The organism is Ornithinibacillus contaminans, assembly GCF_001038425.2.
Lineage (GTDB): Bacteria > Bacillota > Bacilli > Bacillales > Amphibacillaceae > Ornithinibacillus > Ornithinibacillus contaminans.
The window spans coordinates 218,523-233,299 of the sequence record NZ_LDPV02000050.1; the positions used below are offsets into that span (position 1 = coordinate 218,523).

18 protein-coding genes and 1 pseudogene are annotated in these 14,777 nt (G+C 37.6%); 3 read left to right on the forward strand and 16 right to left on the reverse strand.

Annotated features, from left to right (window positions below):
• Window positions 1-76 precede the first annotated feature (76 nt).
• The 8 genes from JF53_RS17725 to JF53_RS14355 all read right to left on the reverse strand — a co-directional run bounded on the left by JF53_RS17725 (window position 77) and on the right by JF53_RS14355 (window position 4,748).
• Window positions 77-220, reverse strand: coding sequence for a hypothetical protein (locus JF53_RS17725; RefSeq protein WP_169750795.1), 144 nt, complete (start codon window positions 218-220; stop codon window positions 77-79).
• Window positions 221-370: 150 nt separating this feature from the next.
• Entirely contained in the window at window positions 371-739 is a 369-nt protein-coding gene (locus tag JF53_RS14325) for a hypothetical protein (RefSeq protein WP_047980223.1), read from the reverse strand.
• Between the two features lie 60 nt (window positions 740-799).
• The gene (locus JF53_RS14330; protein WP_047980222.1) at window positions 800-1,561 is read right to left on the reverse strand and encodes an HAD-IIB family hydrolase; all 762 of its coding nucleotides are present in this window, start codon (window positions 1,559-1,561) and stop codon (window positions 800-802) included.
• A gap of 55 nt (window positions 1,562-1,616) precedes the next feature.
• Window positions 1,617-2,213 carry a class I SAM-dependent DNA methyltransferase gene (locus JF53_RS14335; RefSeq protein WP_047980221.1) on the reverse strand — a complete coding sequence of 199 codons (597 nt, stop codon included), beginning with the start codon at window positions 2,211-2,213 and terminating at the stop codon, window positions 1,617-1,619.
• A gap of 131 nt (window positions 2,214-2,344) precedes the next feature.
• The gene (locus JF53_RS14340; RefSeq protein WP_047980220.1) at window positions 2,345-3,244 is read right to left on the reverse strand and encodes an NAD(P)/FAD-dependent oxidoreductase; all 900 of its coding nucleotides are present in this window, start codon (window positions 3,242-3,244) and stop codon (window positions 2,345-2,347) included.
• Between the two features lie 119 nt (window positions 3,245-3,363).
• A complete protein-coding gene (locus JF53_RS14345; RefSeq protein WP_047980219.1) occupies window positions 3,364-3,756 on the reverse strand; it encodes an Rrf2 family transcriptional regulator in 393 nt (130 codons plus the stop codon).
• Window positions 3,757-4,158: 402 nt separating this feature from the next.
• Window positions 4,159-4,497 (reverse strand): TIGR04104 family putative zinc finger protein, encoded by a 339-nt coding sequence (locus tag JF53_RS18080; RefSeq protein WP_047980218.1) that lies wholly within the window; start codon window positions 4,495-4,497, stop codon window positions 4,159-4,161.
• A 38-nt stretch (window positions 4,498-4,535) separates the two neighbouring features.
• Window positions 4,536-4,748, reverse strand: coding sequence for a hypothetical protein (locus JF53_RS14355; RefSeq protein WP_047980217.1), 213 nt, complete (start codon window positions 4,746-4,748; stop codon window positions 4,536-4,538).
• Between the two features lie 245 nt (window positions 4,749-4,993).
• Between JF53_RS14355 and JF53_RS14360 the strand changes: the two genes are divergently transcribed.
• Window positions 4,994-6,055: a C40 family peptidase gene (locus JF53_RS14360; protein WP_083443644.1), complete on the forward strand. Its 1,062-nt coding sequence runs from the start codon at window positions 4,994-4,996 to the stop codon at window positions 6,053-6,055.
• Between the two features lie 106 nt (window positions 6,056-6,161).
• On the opposite strand, the gene JF53_RS17775 is transcribed toward JF53_RS14360, so the two are convergent.
• The 3 genes from JF53_RS17775 to JF53_RS14375 form a co-directional block, all read right to left on the reverse strand.
• Entirely contained in the window at window positions 6,162-6,953 is a 792-nt protein-coding gene (locus JF53_RS17775) for a hypothetical protein (RefSeq protein WP_201777914.1), read from the reverse strand.
• A 418-nt stretch (window positions 6,954-7,371) separates the two neighbouring features.
• Complete coding sequence (locus tag JF53_RS14370; protein WP_047980216.1) at window positions 7,372-7,635, reverse strand: hypothetical protein; 264 nt, start codon at window positions 7,633-7,635, stop codon at window positions 7,372-7,374.
• A gap of 61 nt (window positions 7,636-7,696) precedes the next feature.
• Window positions 7,697-8,212: a hypothetical protein gene (locus JF53_RS14375; protein WP_047980215.1), complete on the reverse strand. Its 516-nt coding sequence runs from the start codon at window positions 8,210-8,212 to the stop codon at window positions 7,697-7,699.
• A 200-nt stretch (window positions 8,213-8,412) separates the two neighbouring features.
• Between JF53_RS14375 and JF53_RS14380 the strand changes: the two genes are divergently transcribed.
• Window positions 8,413-9,879, forward strand: coding sequence for a methyl-accepting chemotaxis protein (locus tag JF53_RS14380; RefSeq protein WP_047980214.1), 1,467 nt, complete (start codon window positions 8,413-8,415; stop codon window positions 9,877-9,879).
• A gap of 66 nt (window positions 9,880-9,945) precedes the next feature.
• Here JF53_RS14380 and JF53_RS14385 read toward each other — a convergent pair whose 3' ends face one another.
• The 5 genes and pseudogenes from JF53_RS14385 to yeiL form a co-directional block, all read right to left on the reverse strand.
• Window positions 9,946-10,428 carry a methylated-DNA--[protein]-cysteine S-methyltransferase gene (locus JF53_RS14385; RefSeq protein ID WP_047980213.1) on the reverse strand — a complete coding sequence of 161 codons (483 nt, stop codon included), beginning with the start codon at window positions 10,426-10,428 and terminating at the stop codon, window positions 9,946-9,948.
• The gene (locus JF53_RS14390; protein WP_047980212.1) at window positions 10,421-11,329 is read right to left on the reverse strand and encodes a DNA-3-methyladenine glycosylase family protein; all 909 of its coding nucleotides are present in this window, start codon (window positions 11,327-11,329) and stop codon (window positions 10,421-10,423) included. The genes JF53_RS14385 and JF53_RS14390 overlap by 8 nt, the downstream gene beginning before the upstream one ends.
• The gene (locus JF53_RS14395) at window positions 11,316-11,894 is read right to left on the reverse strand and encodes a bifunctional transcriptional activator/DNA repair enzyme AdaA (protein ID WP_047980396.1); all 579 of its coding nucleotides are present in this window, start codon (window positions 11,892-11,894) and stop codon (window positions 11,316-11,318) included. Before JF53_RS14395 ends, JF53_RS14390 begins: the two co-directional genes overlap by 14 nt.
• 22 nt (window positions 11,895-11,916) lie before the next feature.
• A pseudogene (locus JF53_RS14400) lies at window positions 11,917-12,659 on the reverse strand (isocitrate lyase/PEP mutase family protein).
• Between the two features lie 131 nt (window positions 12,660-12,790).
• A complete protein-coding gene (yeiL, locus tag JF53_RS14405) occupies window positions 12,791-13,462 on the reverse strand; it encodes a transcriptional regulator YeiL (RefSeq protein WP_047980211.1) in 672 nt (223 codons plus the stop codon).
• Between the two features lie 80 nt (window positions 13,463-13,542).
• Between yeiL and JF53_RS14410 the strand changes: the two genes are divergently transcribed.
• Window positions 13,543-14,715 (forward strand): MFS transporter, encoded by a 1,173-nt coding sequence (locus JF53_RS14410; protein ID WP_157052535.1) that lies wholly within the window; start codon window positions 13,543-13,545, stop codon window positions 14,713-14,715.
• Window positions 14,716-14,777 lie beyond the last annotated feature (62 nt).

Sequence of the window (14,777 nt, forward strand, 5' to 3'; positions counted from 1 at the left end):
TTATGAATAGATGTGGATTTAGTTGATAATCTTTATGTAAAATGAAGAGAAACTTAAATTTAACTTCGACGCTCTACTATGACTTTTCCTCTAAATCTTCAATTCTCTTTTCCATTTCTTTTAATTTATTTGTACTCGTCACTGCCGTCGTAAAAGCAATAAGTCCGAAAGTAAATCCCATCGCTCCAAAAGTGAATCCCATAAAACCGAAAACCTCCACAAAATCCCCCCCATAAATAATCTTATGATATACTCCTTTAGCTAACCTTCTACCTAAAATAATAACATAATATTTCGAAAACATTAGTTGAATTTAGATTAATTGAAAAGGTGACCCTACGCTGATCACCTTAAGCTTTCCTTATTTGACCTAGATTCCCCAAGCGTAAATAGCGATACAAATTACTACTTCAAAAATCAAAGCACATACAACGATCCAAACTATTTCAATACGGATAAAAGAATGCATGACACTACCATGTTTTAAATCAGCTACCTTTTTAGCAACTTTCAGATTGAACGGTACAAAGTACAACGAAAACAGGATCCCTCCTGAAAGGGAAACACAAACATGTATAATGAACAAATTAGATGTTACATCCGCAACGGCACTCCCGATGATAAAAATAGGAACACCAAACCATATAAAGTATGTCATAACCAATAAAACGGCTGCCATGAGGACTAACATAAAATTATTTTTAAGTACATTTGCGAGACTTTGGAAATACAGACTCATGTTTTCTCCTCCATTTAAGCAATGAAATCGTCAAGTCATTTAACGTTATGAAATGCTTTATTAACTTTTAACAAAATTCGATGTGATGCTTTCACCCACATGATAGTTTTCCATTAATGCCCGAATTTTCCCTGCAACTTCTGCTCGTTCAATGTTTTCTTTCGCATACCGTTTCACGTCATTATTTCCGACGCATACACTATGTATGGCATGTTCAAACAAGCATTGGTCGTTACTATCGTTTCCAAAGGCAATAAATTGTTGAATATTCAACTTATCGAGTCCACTAACTTTATTAATACCTAGAGGGCTAATGTCGATTGCATGCTCAGTTTTATAATGTGTTACTGTGACTGGAAATGTTTTAAGCAGTTCTAACACTTCTTCATTTGGTTGGAATAAGACTAATTTGCAGACTGGTCTTAACTCTCCCAATGGTATATTAGTTGAATTAGTTTTATCGATATTTTGATAAATAGGATGTGCACTATCACCTGTATAAGCATAATCCCAATCACCATCTGCTAAATATTTTAATTGATGGTGATGAATGAGAGAGTTGAGTTTGTCTAAAAGGTTTTGTTCAAAATGTGTCGATCGAATTTTCCCATGTTCATAAGTAAATGTTCCGTTTCCTCCGACCAATAGGCCATCATGAAAGCTTTTTGGTATGACAGGTAATAAATCACGAATCGGCCTAGCTGAAGCAAAAATCACCTGATGCCCTCTTAACTTTAATTCTTGCAGTGCCTCAATTATTTCCGTATCAATACGCTTGCCATCAAAACAAAGTGTCCCGTCTACATCGAATACAAAGTTCATATATATCCCTACCTCTTTATTAATTAATTACAACTATAGTAAACAAAAATATCAATCACTTCACACTACTAGATATAAACATCGAGGCATCTTGATTCATAAAAATATGATTTCCATGGTGGAATGTCCTAATTTCAATTGATTTAAATCCAACTTCGGCTAATCTTTCCTTCAGTTCTTCATGCGAAAAACCGTTATGAACTTTCGGATGATTAATTTTATCGTTTTTGTCAAAATCGATAATAATTAACTTGCCACCATCATTTAAACTATTGAACAATTCTTGTAAGATTTTAGTAGTGTCCGGTATATGAAGAAGAACTAGCGACATTAACACTATGTCCGCTTTATGCTGAGGAGTTCCTTGGGTAAAATCAGAATGCATCACTTCTGCGTTAGCAATTCCTCTTTGGGAAATTTTAGCTTTCGCAACCTCTACCATTTGTTCTGAAGAATCTACTAACAAGATCGAATTTACTAAATCCGATAACGCTAAACCAATTAGACCAGTACCACTTCCATAGTCTAATAAGGATTTAGATTGACTGTTTTGTAATTCTGTTCTAACTTCCTTCACTATAATGTTAGCTAATTCCATTCTTTCAGCTGTATCATATCTTTTTGCCATTTGTTCAAAGACGTTATTTTCCATGTGACACTCCCTCAATAAAGTTTTAAAGTACTTAGTGATCATTATAGAAAAAATCAAAACCTTGTGGACGGTTCTTTTCGCTTAAGACATTTGTTGTTTCACTAACCTTGTTTCACATAATTTATAATATCTTAATTAAACACCTCTTGAGATAGGTCTGTATTTACTCCTATTGCGGCTCTATTCCCTTCAGCCGCTGCAATAATCACTTGTGAGGGAGCGATAACGGATGTATCACCAGCAGCATAGAGCCCTTCAATATTTGTTCTACCAAATTGATCTGTTTTGATTCCACCTAGCTCGTGTGTTTCGCACCCTAAAGAATAACCGAAAGTGGTGGCTTGAATCCATTCAGGTGTCACAAATCCTCCTTTCCTCTTTACCTCTTCATCATCTTCAAAAATTACAGCTTCTAAATCTCCATTTCGACCAACAAGCGATTTAATATTTTGCTCATATACTTTTATTCCCTTTTTTTGTAACATGTCTTTTTGCTCTGGGCCAAATGTTTTTTTCCCATTTGTACAAACAATTAAGTCCTTGCTCCAATTGTAAACTATTTTAGCCATATGAATAGCAGATGGGCTCTCTGAAATAACCATAAGTGGAAGGTCTTTCAACTCCCAGCCATCACAATATGGACAACTGAAGAGACTTTTCCCATAAAAATCCATGATTTTTTCAATTGATGGATGGATTTCTTTGAGACCAGTCGCTAAAACAACCTTTTTCGCGTTAATAGATTCACCTTTTTCGGTCACTAATTCGAAAATATTTCCCGTTTTTTTAACATCTGTAATTTTTTCATTTCTTACCCTGACGGAAGGATACTTGGCTATGTCTTGATGAGCAATTTCCCTGAATTCTTTTGGCTTAATTCCATCTCTAGTAATAAATCCATGCGACTCTTGGGTCACTGCGTTTCTCGGAGAGTTATTATCGAATAAAATAACTCTCCTTCTTGCCCTACCTAATACAAGTGCAGCGTTTAAACCAGCTGGACCTCCACCGACAATTACACAATCTAACATTGTATACACTCCTTTTAATTAAATACCTTTATTATCTAGATTAATTACTAAACGCATTAATCACTTACATTAAAGACCTTTTATATCTATAATAAAAAGATAAAAAAAGACATCATTTTTTATTTAGATGTCTGAACTAAACCAGCTAGGGTTTGTCTTCTTAATTCTTCTTCCATTTTTTCTTCTGATTTCAACATTACTTGTTGAATCCGACAGTTCGGGCCATGATCTAATCCGCACTCAAACAATGACGACTTTCCTTCAATTGCAAAAATAATATCTAGAAAAGAAATGGATTCCCAACCTTTTGTCAATGAATATCCACCATTTGCTCCAGATGCAGAAGAAACCATTCCTTCCTTTACAAGCTTAGTTAGGATTTTAGATAAGTAAGTTGGTGAAACATTTTGCTGTTCTGCTAGTGTCTGTACACCAATGGGTTTGGATGAGTTTGACAAAGCTAAATTTAACATTGTATGAAGCGCATAATTAGTCGCCTTAGAATACTTCAATGTTTTCAACCTCTTTCACAATTAAAGACTATATGACTCTATAATATCCATTATAGTTGTTTACATACAATTGTCAAGGTACACCTTTTCTTCAACTACCTTGCTCCGTAAGTTTAACATGCGGTTATTATTCTTTTGAATTTCCTTTTTCTATATATATCTCTCGGACTTTTCCGTTGCTCTTTTAGGCCACCCGAATTCATTTCTGAGCAACCTACAATTAGAATGAAGGATACCGCTAAAAGCAACCTATTTATTTTGTTCATGCTTCTAATAGCTCCCCTTTATTGTTCATTTGCTGATGTTTCTCTATCCAGCCCTGTTAGCGCAATAAGTATTAATCATCTTAAATTAACTTCCAGCTTGTTTCTAACAATTGATATCTACAATGACATCATTCAATTATTTTAAAACCTTATAATTGGAATGATATTTGGAATGAAACTTAAATAAGAATGGAGGTATTGTAAAGACAACAGCACAGAACACTAGATTAACTAAGAAAAACAAGAAAAGTGATAGAATATCGAATGTATCTAACCAAAATAACACCAAAGATAAGCTTGTTAGTGCCGCGAACGACATTAAAATTGAGCTTATAATTCTTGCTTCTGTACTTATAACATGTTCTGTGTCGCACATTCTACATTTTAATATGCTTCTATTCCAAAACGACTTCCATTCATGCTTATAAATTTCAATCCATTTAAATTTGGTGTGACACTTCTCGCACTTTTGCAACCTATATCCCCCTTGTAATAAGAATCAATTGGGTTATTCTAATTAGGATTACCTGAGAGGAAGAACTTCTTTGCTATTCCTGCCAACACAGCGGATAAAGGAATAAATATAATTGGAAAAAAGACAACATCCATTACATCCGATTGAAATAAATCAACCAATATCTGACTGATAAAGTAAAAGTAAAAATGATAACTCACAAATAGAAATATCACAAAAAACATCCAAAATAACAAAGTGTCTTTAACCATCTAATATTCTCCTTCACTGTAAAGTCTCATTTTTTAAAAAACTGCTCCGTTAGCACAATAACCCATAACCCAATACTAACATAATATTCCAACAAGATTTTTGAAATCTGGATCAACGGAAAAGATTACTTTACTATTGATAACCTTCTACAACTAAAGGGGGTTAGTCCTTGTTTCACATTGGTATAAATATTCCTTACTAACAAATAGTAATATGTACAGTCTATCTTAAAAGGAGATGTCATATGAGGTTGAAAGTAAGAAGTTTATATTTGTTGCTAGCAATAGCATTGGTCTTTTCCACGTTATTCTCCCATCCTGATGCAGTCGACGCAGAAGTTAAACAAGTACCTACTGCAGGAGTATATGTTAATGGAAAGATTGTAAATGGTATCAATCCAACGCTATATAAGGGAGAGTATTATGTTCCCATTATCTACATATCCAAGATATTGGGATATAACCACATTATTTTTGAAAAAGACACCAAAACCTATCAACTAACAGACGGATCTACTATGATAAGAGTTACCATGGGTGGTACTAAAGCAAAACGCGGAGATGGGTATATCAATATCAAACCGCCATTATGGACAGATGTAGATAAGACTGGGTATTTACCATTATCAAGTGCAAGTGTCCTATTTAATGCTGATATTACCTTTCAAAAATCAGACGGTTCCATCCGAATAACAACACCAGCGAATTATCATCTCGTACAAAAAAGTGATACATTATGGAGAATAGCGAAAGCGTATCATACAACCGTTGAATTGTTAAAAGCGGTAAATGATCTGACTTCTAATACCATCTATATCGGGCAGAAATTAAAATTACCACCAAAAGACCAAGTACAGGAACGCGAACCAGAAAAAGAACACCAGGAGCCAAAAATAAACCAAAAGCCAAGTGGTACAAATTTAGTCGATAAACTAATAACGGAAGCGAAAAAATATATTGGTGCCAAATACAAATTCGGTGCAACATTAGAAGAAGCGCCTAATTTATTTGATTGTTCTTCCTTTACACAATTGGTGTTTTTAAATAACGGTGTGGAACTACCGAGGGTATCAAGAGATCAGGCGTCAATCGGCACAAACGTATCGAAACTTCAAAAAGGCGATTTAATGTTCTTTACCACGCCTGATTTATACTCAGATGGACGGGTTGGACATGTAGGTATTTATATGGGAGATGGGAATATGATCCACGCTTCAACGTCTAAAGGTGTAACGATTACCGAAGATGTTTTACAAAACCCTTATTGGTCTAAGAATTATTTATTTAGTAAGCGAGTAGTTCAATAAGGAATCGGCTGTATAGCATATAGCGAAAGGGCATGGAGGGACCATGCCTTTTCATTTGCGGTTATTAACTTACCCGTTTATTTAACGTGAAAAATGACATTTTATATCACCTTGAATCATTGTTAAGTATAAAGTCTTTATTTCTTTTTATTCTAGAAACCAACATAAATAGATGATAATAAAGATTCGATGCTACAACACAGCATAATGCAAAAGGAACAATCTCTAGCGTATAGATATTTTGATCAAATAATATAAGCAAAATAACACTTACTAGTAAACCTGCCAAGGAATACAAACTTAACCCCAAAACATAACGTAGTAATCTTGAAGAATTATTAATTTTTGCAAGTAATCGATCGATACCAATCGAAATTGGCAATCCTGCAATATAAATCGGCGTAGCATAAATAATGACAATAATTATTGTTTCAAAGAATCCAAAATAGTAGCCATTAGGGTAACGCTGAGAATGTGGGACGTATAAAATCCAAGAAAGAAAAGCTGCCAGCACTATAATTGCTAACAATACGGTTAAGAATCTTCTCATTAGTAACCTATCACTGTTACTTGTATTCTGGGAATCTATCGTACGCCTCTTTCTTTTCAGGAAAATACTATAGCCTATTAAGATTAGGCTATAGACACTTAAACCAACTATCATGAGAATAGTTTCCCCCGTATAACTAGTCGATACATATCCGCCATGGGCGTTGCTATGATATTCTTCCCCTTTATATGTGGACCAAATAATTGTAGCAATAAAGACATATAACATTATCAGAAGTGCCGACTTTACTCTAACCAATATCTTATTATTTGAAGCCATTGTTTGTAATGTATATAGAAATAGACCGCCATATACAAGCATGAAAATGATTATTTCGGAAATATCCATTTTGTACCCCTCATGTCCTTAAACTAAAAAAAGATTAATTTCCAAGAAAGTCCTACTATTTTTAAACTAAAGAATACCGGATATATTTTTCCAAGAAGTGAATCGGAACTAACATTAGAAGTGATATTAAGATTGAAACTGTTAAAGGTGTAGATAAGTTTTCAATTATCACAACCATAAACAATGCAGTTGGAGCCGCAATGAGGTAGTTTAAAAATGACTCTTCTGATTCTCTATGTCTAAAGTTAATGCTAAGAGACGCTATAATGATAAATCCATAAACAATGTTCCTGAGGTTCCCAAAGGCCAATTCCTGACAATATGAAGGATAAGCTAATTGTTAACAACACCTATACTACTAAAGAAAATTTCTTTGCATTCATCTCTAATAATTTAGCCATTCCTTCAACTCCCTGTTTCAATTACTCTTTGTCATATAAGCAACGATCTTTTTAAACTCTTTAAAAAACAGTAGAACTATACCAATTACCATAAAAGCAATACTTAAAAAATATGGGACATTGACCATAGTTTCATCACGAGCTTGTTGGAATTTCTCTAATGTGTTGCCGCCCCACCCAAGCATGCTCGGAGCGTAATTAGCAATGGCAAGATGTATGATTCCAAACAGCAAAACGCCACAAATTAACAACGTCGCTCCTAAAAAATCAGACCTTTTCATTTGTATCTCCTCCCTTAAAACCCGTGAAATACTAGTACATATCTGCTGATGTTTAGTTTAGTTACTCCCCCCGATTCAAATACCCCTCATACCGCTCCTCATATTCATCCTCCGTTACTGCCTCAAACAACACCTTTTCATCCGCCATCCAAAATGACAGGTTAAAACTACTAGCATCCCCTAAGAAATCACCTTCCAGCTTAACGGATTCCCCATCAACAGTCGTAAAGACCTCAATCATGTTCCCGTCCGTGATTCCGTTCCAATCATAGGTAATCGATTCCCCTGTATCCATCACCACCAGAAGCGTGCCTGAAATTTCACCCTCAAGAAATGCCTCATCGATTTTCATAAACAGTTGGTACGCATTATCTTCATCTGTATACAAATAACCATATGCCTGTTTAAGATCAGCGAAGAATTCTGCAATTCGTTCCTTTTCCAGTTGTTCCGTCTGGTCAAGGTCCTCAGGCTGCAATAGCGGATCCTGCTCCTCCTGTATTTTAAAAGCAATCCAGAAACAAGCACCAATGAGCAATAAAACCAGTACACCCAATCCCCAACTCTTAAACTGCATCTCTTTCCCGCTCCTTTTTTCAGCTTCCAGCATCACGTTTAACTTTCTAACTATTCTTAGTTTAGCATTGGCGAGCCAATTCCATATAGTTAATTTCACCTATATTTGTCCAAACCTAAGAATATTAGCCTATAAATGATATTCGTTTCGAGATTTTTCTGATAAAATTATAGCGATAGAAAAATTAAAGGAGCTTATACATGTCAATCGAACAACTAAACATCGAAACTTTACGAAGAAAAAATAAAATCATTTTAGCCATGCTAATTCTTTCGGTCGTGTTAGGTACCGTCGTTGAAATTGGTCTTGGAAAATCTATTCAGCTTATCTTAACAATCGCGATTGGTGGCGGATTATTATGTGCAGCAATTGCCTTCTTCCACATAACAAAACGCTTAACCAAGCAAATCGCTTATGTATCCATCATCGGCTTAGTAGTACTATTAGGAGCAATCATCTTAATTAGTCCTTCTGAAAACAATTTATCCTTAATCTACTTCTTATTAATATGTTCTGCGCTTTACATGAATCTCATACTTTATGCCATTGGAGTAGTATGTGGAGTAGGATTACTAATTTTCGCCTTTGCGTTTAATGGGGAAATCTATTCATCGGATATTTACACGTATCTATTACTATTCTCATTAGCTATTATCGTATTATTTTTCCAACAAAAAATCATGGGGTCACTGGAGAAAAATCTAGCAACCTCTCAAATTGCTATGGAAGAGAAGCTACAACAAGAAGCGGGCCGAAGCGCTGTTCTTGCAGAGAACTCCGACGTAATTGCGAGTAACATGTATAAGATTGAAGAGCAATCAGAGGCAGAGAAGCTAGTCAACAAGGAAATTAATGAAGCGATTCAAGAAGTTGCTTCTGGAACGCAATCCCAAGGAAATGCGATTAGTGATATTACTGTTGCCATTGAAACGACAGCGAAGCAAGTAGTGGCAATGACCGAACAAGTCGAGCAAATCACAAGCTTCACCACGCAAATGACTGGCCAAATTGATCAAGGTCGTTCCCAGTCACAGGTTTTAAGTGATCAAATGAACGAATTCAAGCAGTTTATCCAATTAACGGAAAGCAACATGAAACAGCTAAGTGAAAATATCGAGTCTTCCTTAAGCTCGATCCAAGCGATTCAAGAAATTACGTCACAAACCAACCTTCTTGCCCTGAATGCTTCCATTGAAGCAGCACGTGCAGGAGAGGCTGGAAAAGGCTTCTCCGTAGTAGCAGAAGAAATTCGAAAGCTAGCTGAAACAACGGATAACACCGCTGTACAAATTTCGGAAAACTTAAATCAAATCCATGTGAATAATCTAGAAACACAAGAGCAAATGACAGTTGTCGCAAGCAAAATGGATGAAAACATTGATGGAACGGAGAAGAACCAATCCATCTTTGAATCGATTCAAACATCGATCACACAATTAAAAGAGCAGGTTCACGCATTTGGATCTGTTGCATCAACAATCGATCAGGAAACCGGGTCTATCGAAGGCGCAGTGAATGATTTCGCAGCGATTTTAGAACAGGCTTCTGCATCGTTAGAAGAAATTTCTGCTACTGTTCAATCACAGACGGAAAATAGAGAACAACTAGCACAGCTGATTCAAGAAACGAACAAAGCAACACAGAATCTAACAAACTTGTTTAAATAAGCTATAAAAAACTACGAAGCAACCATTCTAACTGGAATAGACGCTTCGTAGTTTTTTTATTATCTATCATTTTGTGGCAAATTTCTGCTCATGCTCAAGCAGCCATTCCTTCCGCCACAGACCTCCTGCATAGCCTGTTAGCTTCCCATTTGAGCCAATAATCCGGTGGCAAGGAATGACAATACTTAACCTGTTCCTACCATTGGCACTACCCACAGCCCGAATTGCTTTTTCATTCCCAACGGACACCGCAATGTCCTTGTAGGAAGCTGTCTTGGCATAAGGGATTTCGGTTAAGGCGCCCCATACCTGCTGTTGAAAATCTGTTCCATGAACGTGATAAGGGAAGGTAAATTCTTTTCGCTTCCCTTGAAAATAGTCATCGAGTTGGGCCTTGCAATCCGCTAACACCTGCGGAACCTCCTGCTGAGCAGCCTTTGGTCCCTTCTCATCCTCCAAGAACAAAATCGATAAAATCGCTTCGTCTGTGCCAATGATTTCTATTAAACCTAATGGTGATCGATAATACGTTTGATATGTTTTAGTCATATAAAAACCTCCAGAGATAGAAGGTAGCATATGCCTGCCAGCCTTCCCATTTTTCCGATAATGCTTCTAGTTCTTCTAATGTTGGTCTCCGTTCGTTTCCTTGTAATGGTTTCAGCGCATTGTGAAGTCCGACATCAGCAATCGGGTAAGCATTAGGAAAATGTAAACATTTCATCATGACATAGTCTGCGCTCCATGCCCCGATGCCTCTGTAGTGGATTAATGCCTGTTTAACCTGACGATAATCCCCTTGCTTCCAGAGTGCTTCCTTCGTTAATTCACCATTTTTCATATGGCCTGCAATGCCAATGATATATTCTGCTTTCCGAGCGCTAAATTGCAGCTCGCGCAATTTCTCCACCGTTAAGGAAGCCACTTTTTCAAATGATGGAAAAAGCCAATGCGCTTCCCCGTTATAGCTGATGCTTTCCCCGTATTGCACCACAAACCGTTTCTTCAACGTGTAGGCAAAGGGTAAATTAATTTGTTGCCCCAAAATTGCCCATACGAGTGCTTCAAATAAATCAGGAATTCCGATCATCCGTAACCCAGCGTATTTGGGAACAACTTCTTTTAAAATGGAATCCTGAGTAGCCATGTCATAAAATCCAGCTAGGTTTGTATCTAAATCAAACCATTCCCACACATAGGCTGCCACCTTTTCCCGTGCTTTTGGTGACGGGAATCCATTCAGGAATTCCACTTGAAGGGACTCCTTGATGAAGCCAATTTTACATAAAATCAGCTCGTCCCCTACTCGGATTACTTTATATATATCATCGCCTTTTAGTTGGTAAAGAATTTCTTGATCATCTCGGCCTAAAAATACAAGGCATTCCTCATAATTAAATTCCTTCGGTGGATTAAGTTTTATGGTTGTGGGAGCATCAGTCCAATTCATGATTCGAACCCCCTAGCTTGCGGTATTCACTTGGCGAACAGCCTTTCAACCGTTTAAACACCCGGTAAAAATTGGACGGACTTTGAAAGCCAACCTCATAGCACACTTCCAAATTCGTCTGGTCTGTCGTCACGAGCAGATGGGTCGCTTTATCCACACGGATTTTTTCCAAATAGCTGCGTGGTGTTTCTCCGGTTTCTTGCTTAAACGTCCGCTCCAAATAATATGGACTAAGGCCAACAGAGTCGGCTACATCCTGTAAGGTAATCGGTTGTTTAAAATGATTGACTAAGTACGTGACGACACTCCGAACGAGCGCTACATTCGGGGAGAATTCCACCTCTGGCTGGCATCGTTTACAGGCGCGAAACCCTGCAGTTTCTACTTCCTGCCGATCAATGTAAAAATCAACATTGATTTTCTTCGGTTTCCGCGACTTACAGGACGGGCGACAGTAGATGCCAGTTGTTTTCACCGCCGTAAAGAATAACCCATCATATTTCTGATCACACGCGATAATTTTCTCCCACATCTCGTCAAACGTCAGGTTGATCGTAGCCATCATTGGTTCCTCTTTTCGTCCTGCCTTAGTTTTCATATAACAATGCCGTATCCTTTGCTTCTAGTATCGCTTGTGCATTCGCTTCCATAAATACGATGACCTTGTCAGACAAGGCATTCCCGAAGCTAAATCGCTTCACTCCTAGTTCTTTCAGTTTAGTACAATACGTAAGGCCAGGTAAAGCGAATACATTGAGTGGTCCGTCAGTATGAGCGGCTATTTCTTGAATCTCTTTATGATTCGTTACACCTGGAACAAAAATCCCACTTGCCCCACTTTCGATATATACGTTCGCTCTTTCAAGCGTTTCTACTAATGGTTTTTCCTTATGGAAGTACGTATCGGTTCTTGCATTTATATAGAAATCCTTATAGCCATGATTATCCAGTGCGCTTCGGATTTTGGTCAGAAGTTCACCATGTTTGGTTATGTCTCTTAAGCCCTTTTCGTTTTTTAGGGAGTCTTCAATATTGATTCCTGCAACACCAATGTCCGCCGTTCGTAGTACATTGGCGGTAATAGTATCCACATCGTCACTATAGCCTGCTTCAATATCAGCAGATACCGGTATTTTCACATTATCTACCATGTTTTTGATGATTGCCAAATGCCTGCCAAAGTCGATTAATTCCCCGTCAGCAAACCCTAATGAATTGGCAATCCCCAGCTCGTTGTCCCAATTGCTTTGAAACCAACCTTCTCGAGTGTTAAAGCGGATAATAAATCCCATGCGCCACCTATAAATAAAATTTCCTCTGTTTGATGCAACCGATTGAATTCCTAAATTGTTGTCATGTTTACTACCTCCTGTTATGTTGTATAACTCATTTTAACAAGTAGGTAGACTTGAATTCGTCCTGATTCTTGCGGTTATGGTCTGAACATAAAACAGAGAATCATCATCTATTCTTCAATACCTCTGCAAGTTCTGCTAGCATAGGCTGTTGTGTCACCCGATAAGTCCGCCCTTCCTTTTGCAAGTACCCTTTCTCGCAGAACTGTGTCAACACATACAATAAATGCCGGTAGGATACCCCTAAATAATCACATACCGTTACATGCTTCTCCTTATAAACCCCTTGATCTGCCGTTTGTAAAATAAAATCGGCCAAGCGGTTTTCCAGTGGGAAGGCCAGACTTTGGGTATATTTTGCCGCCATCTGGGTCGCCTTTGTACTTAGGAATTTGGTTAATTCTCTTAAGAACTTCGCGTCCTCTAATAATAGCTTTCGATAGTAATGAATCGGCAGTGCAAAACAAATCGTCTTCGTGGATGCTTGAATCCCTTTGGTATAGTACACATCATGCAATAATTCCATTTCGCCAATGTAATCATGGGCATTGATAAAATTAATTAAGGAAACCTTCCCGTTTTGATGGGTGATGTAGATCTTTGCTTTTCCTTCGATTACGTAAAAAAGAAAATCCGGTCGCGAGCCTTCTTGAATAATCCAGTCATCCCGCTTGTACTCGTGGACTTCGATAGATTCCGCTACCGGGAAAGAAAATAAATGGGCAATCGAATGCTTTGCTAAAAACAGCTGTTTTTTCTCACCTTTATATTTTTCCATTTTTCACCTCAAAATAGGAGATATCTCATATTTTTCTCGCTATCCCCATGATACCATGCAATCAGTGAGGGGGATATACATTGAACACACAACGCTGGATGAGTACACAGTTTTTTAGTTTCTTTTTGACATGGGGGATTTTTCTACCGTATTGGTCTGGGTGGATGATTTATACAAAGGGAATTACTGTCGCAGAGGCGAGTTTGATCATGAGCTTAGGACTCGTTGCACGGGGCGTTTCTACACTATTTGCCTTCCCTTATTTTTCTGGGAAAGTTAGCAGTAAACTATTATTACGTGTCGCGGGGATTGGAACGGTGGTGGCACTTGTCTGTTATATCCCGGCAAGTTCTGTTACTAGTTTACTAGTCATCACGATTCTGTTACATCTATTCTATCCAATATTGATGCCCGCCTTAGATAGTGCGGCAAGTGTCCTGGTACAAAGCAACCAATTAAAGCATTATGGTAGAAGCCGCCAGTGGGGATCGATTGGGTTTGTCTCGATCGGTATGGTGTTAACGATTTTCACCGGAATCCTTGGTGATGAAGTAATATGGTGGGCACTATTACTTGGTACACTGGCATTTGTAGGGCTTGGGTTTAGAGGTACACCAGAAATTTTAGCCAAAAAACCGGAAGTAGATCGCAGCCAAAACGTAGGGTTCGTTCATTTATTCCGTATCAAGCACTTTAGTTTGGTACTGATTATCGTGATCTTACTGCAAGCAGCACATGCGACGTATTACAATTATGGCTATATTTTCTTGCAGGACATTGATGCACCAGTATTTTTAATTGGTCTGATTATTAACATTGCCGTGATTGCGGAAATCATATTCTTCGCTATTGCGGATAAACGCTTCAAGCGCTTTTCTGTTGGATCATTATTGACCTTAGCAGCAATTGGTTCGTCATTACGGTGGATACTCGTATTTGCTTTTCCAAGTGTGTTAGTTTTCTGTTTGGCGCAGACCTTACATGCCTTCTCGTTTGCGATGGCACATTATGCTTTTATGAAATACTTAATCAAAAACATTCCAAACGTCCAAATTCCAAAAGCACAGGGAATTTATTCCGCACTGGCACTGAGCTGGAGCACAGCTGTGTTTACCATTTTCGGTGGGTATTTGTACGAAATTGAGCCGAGATTTGCTTTTATTGGGATGATTGTTTGTAGTTTACCGGCACTGCTTCTTGCGGTTGTTTATCGGAGAGTGGAGGTTGGGAAGAACGTTTTGGTTACTGATTAGTTTAATAATGGTGCCATTTGGCAAATGATAAAAAGTAGTCAAACTGTATATCACAACGATTA

Excerpts from the sequence above, each read along its gene's own strand:
- JF53_RS14325 (WP_047980223.1), bottom strand. The coding sequence starts at position 739 with ATGAGTCTGTATTTCCAAAGTCTCGCAAATGTACTTAAAAATAATTTT.
- JF53_RS14330 (WP_047980222.1), bottom strand. The coding sequence starts at position 1,561 with ATGAACTTTGTATTCGATGTAGACGGGACACTTTGTTTTGATGGCAAG.
- JF53_RS14335 (WP_047980221.1), bottom strand. The coding sequence starts at position 2,213 with ATGGAAAATAACGTCTTTGAACAAATGGCAAAAAGATATGATACAGCT.
- JF53_RS14340 (WP_047980220.1), bottom strand. The coding sequence starts at position 3,244 with ATGTTAGATTGTGTAATTGTCGGTGGAGGTCCAGCTGGTTTAAACGCT.
- JF53_RS14355 (WP_047980217.1), bottom strand. The coding sequence starts at position 4,748 with ATGGTTAAAGACACTTTGTTATTTTGGATGTTTTTTGTGATATTTCTA.
- JF53_RS14360 (WP_083443644.1), top strand. The coding sequence starts at position 4,994 with ATGAGGTTGAAAGTAAGAAGTTTATATTTGTTGCTAGCAATAGCATTG.
- JF53_RS17775 (WP_201777914.1), bottom strand. The coding sequence starts at position 6,953 with ATGGATATTTCCGAAATAATCATTTTCATGCTTGTATATGGCGGTCTA.
- JF53_RS14370 (WP_047980216.1), bottom strand. The coding sequence starts at position 7,635 with ATGAAAAGGTCTGATTTTTTAGGAGCGACGTTGTTAATTTGTGGCGTT.
- JF53_RS14375 (WP_047980215.1), bottom strand. The coding sequence starts at position 8,212 with ATGCAGTTTAAGAGTTGGGGATTGGGTGTACTGGTTTTATTGCTCATT.
- JF53_RS14380 (WP_047980214.1), top strand. The coding sequence starts at position 8,413 with ATGTCAATCGAACAACTAAACATCGAAACTTTACGAAGAAAAAATAAA.
- JF53_RS14385 (WP_047980213.1), bottom strand. The coding sequence starts at position 10,428 with ATGACTAAAACATATCAAACGTATTATCGATCACCATTAGGTTTAATA.
- JF53_RS14390 (WP_047980212.1), bottom strand. The coding sequence starts at position 11,329 with ATGAATTGGACTGATGCTCCCACAACCATAAAACTTAATCCACCGAAG.
- JF53_RS14395 (WP_047980396.1), bottom strand. The coding sequence starts at position 11,894 with ATGATGGCTACGATCAACCTGACGTTTGACGAGATGTGGGAGAAAATT.
- yeiL (WP_047980211.1), bottom strand. The coding sequence starts at position 13,462 with ATGGAAAAATATAAAGGTGAGAAAAAACAGCTGTTTTTAGCAAAGCAT.